We start from the raw sequence: 1,806 nt of genomic DNA on the forward strand, positions 1-1,806 counted from the left end.
CATCCTGCTCGCTGGCGAATTCGCCGCCGCCGGTCATCGGGTGACGGTGCTCGACACCGATCCGCAACTGTCCGCGGTGGAGTGGAGCAAAAACAGTCGCCGCGCCGGGTACGCTCTTTCAAACATCGACGTCATCCCCATCGGCTCGACCGACGAACTGATCGATCGCCTGGCGCAATCCGACGCCGAGGACCTGCTGCTGGTGGATGTGCAGGGCACGGCCGTGGCCGCACTCGGCCCGGCCGTCGCCAACGCCGACTTCGTGCTGATCCCGACGAAGGCGCATGTCTTCGATGTCAAGCAATGCCTCGGTCTGATCCGGCACATCCGCTCACTTGGAGGGCGCCACCGCGAAATTCCCTACGCGGTGATGCTCAACATGGTTTCCGGGATCGAGCACAACACGATGGCCTTCCGCACAGCCATCCAGCTGCTGCGGCAGGCCGACGCCAGCGTGCTTGAGACCTTTTTGTCACAACGGCCGACCTTCGCCTCAATCGCAACTGCCGGGACGCTTTACGAAGTCCAGCCTGTGAACAAGGCCGTCGAGGACGCTCGCGACCAGACGAATGCCCTGACTGCCGAGATCATCCGCAAACTGAACGGAGCCGTCACGCCATGAACGAGAAAAGCGATCGGACCGCAAACCAGCTGCCGCTGCCCGCCTTGAAACCGCGTGCCCGTTCGGATGATCCGTTCTCGCGCAACATGGCTGCCATAGTGGAATCCAGCATGGGCGAAACGGACAGGCTGGAGCAGCAGACGAGAGCCCAGTCTGCCAGAGCGGCGAAAGCGAAGCTCGAAAGGCCAAAGGCAGACGGCGAGACAGCCCGGCTGCACACACGCATTCCGGTCTCGCAGATGATCGAGCTGCAGGTCCATTGTGCGCGCAATAGAACAACCATGCAGGAGGTGGTGCAGGACCTGATAATGGAATTCCTTGCCCGGCAGCCGAAGTAGCGAGACGCGCCAATCAGCGTCGATTTTCGTTACAACCACGCATGACTCGGGCCCAACAAGGATTCGCTTTATCTCTCCGGGAAAGCCATCAAAGATGCTGCTGAACGACTGACGTTCGGTTCCACCCATCACGAGAGTGAATCGATCCGCGTCCGCTGATTCAAACCATTCATTGGAGGCGCGCGTCCGGCTGCGCGATTCTGTCCTCCATGATCGCGCAGCTCTATCGCCTCTGTATTGAAGGCCGCGACGCGGATCGGAACATGGCGCGCTTCTATGCGCTGTCGATCGAGGAGACTCTGTTTCGCTTCGGGGGCGCGCGGCCCGCAGCCGGGCGCGCCCCTACACCTATGTGACGACCAAGAATTTTCTGCCGCAATTTGGGCTCGATACGTTGCGCCAGCTACCGGATTTCGAGGCGCTCGAGGACGCAGGGCTGCTATCGAAGGAGAAACTTCTCGCGGGGGACATTCCGGCAGGACTGGTTGGCGGGGCGGGCGATGCCGAAGAAGGGCCGGAGGACGATGTCGTTGAGGACCAGATGTCGTGAGCGGGCGTTGTCGCGTTGCGACCACAGAGACAGGCGATGACTCAGGACCAGGACGACTGGTCGTGCGGCAGCCGTTGATCGGGATCGTGAATCGCGACATGGTCGCCGTCGATAATATTGGCCGGAAAGATCACCAGATTGGTGCCGCCGGCATGACGCAGCGACGGAAACAGGATGCCGCGAAGCCCGGCGGTGATGACCAAATCCGCGAGCTTCCACGAAGGCGGGATCTTCTTGTCAATGCGAGCGATCTGGCGCCAGGCACAATCCCACTCCTTCCACGCGCCGTCCCATAT

General features: G+C 61.4%; 4 protein-coding genes and 1 pseudogene. 4 read left to right on the plus strand and 1 reads right to left on the minus strand.

From position 1 onward, the window contains the following. The 4 genes and pseudogenes from EOA38_RS35535 to EOA38_RS35550 all read left to right on the plus strand — a co-directional run. Positions 1-622: ParA family protein (locus tag EOA38_RS35535; RefSeq protein WP_145966252.1), on the plus strand; the 622-nt coding region annotated here is incomplete at its 5' end. Next, complete coding sequence (locus tag EOA38_RS35540) at positions 619-960, plus strand: hypothetical protein (RefSeq protein ID WP_127301415.1); 342 nt, start codon at positions 619-621, stop codon at positions 958-960. The genes EOA38_RS35535 and EOA38_RS35540, both read left to right, overlap by 4 nt. 209 nt (positions 961-1,169) lie before the next feature. Next, entirely contained in the window at positions 1,170-1,316 is a 147-nt protein-coding gene (locus tag EOA38_RS35545) for a WGR domain-containing protein (RefSeq protein WP_245481006.1), read from the plus strand. Continuing rightward, a pseudogene (locus EOA38_RS35550) lies at positions 1,301-1,510 on the plus strand (segregation and condensation protein B); the annotation flags it as partial. The gene EOA38_RS35545 and the pseudogene EOA38_RS35550, both read left to right, overlap by 16 nt. A gap of 41 nt (positions 1,511-1,551) precedes the next feature. Here the strand turns inward: EOA38_RS35550 and EOA38_RS35555 are convergent. Next, a partial coding sequence (locus tag EOA38_RS35555) for an RES family NAD+ phosphorylase (RefSeq protein ID WP_145966253.1) occupies positions 1,552-1,806 on the minus strand: 255 nt, incomplete at its 5' end.

The sequence above is a fragment of the Mesorhizobium sp. M1E.F.Ca.ET.041.01.1.1 genome (assembly GCF_003997355.1).
GTDB lineage: Bacteria > Pseudomonadota > Alphaproteobacteria > Rhizobiales > Rhizobiaceae > Mesorhizobium.

Coding starts and splice junctions, on each gene's coding strand:
- EOA38_RS35540 (WP_127301415.1), top strand. CDS start 619: ATGAACGAGAAAAGCGATCGGACCGCAAACCAGCTGCCGCTGCCCGCC.
- EOA38_RS35545 (WP_245481006.1), top strand. CDS start 1,170: ATGATCGCGCAGCTCTATCGCCTCTGTATTGAAGGCCGCGACGCGGAT.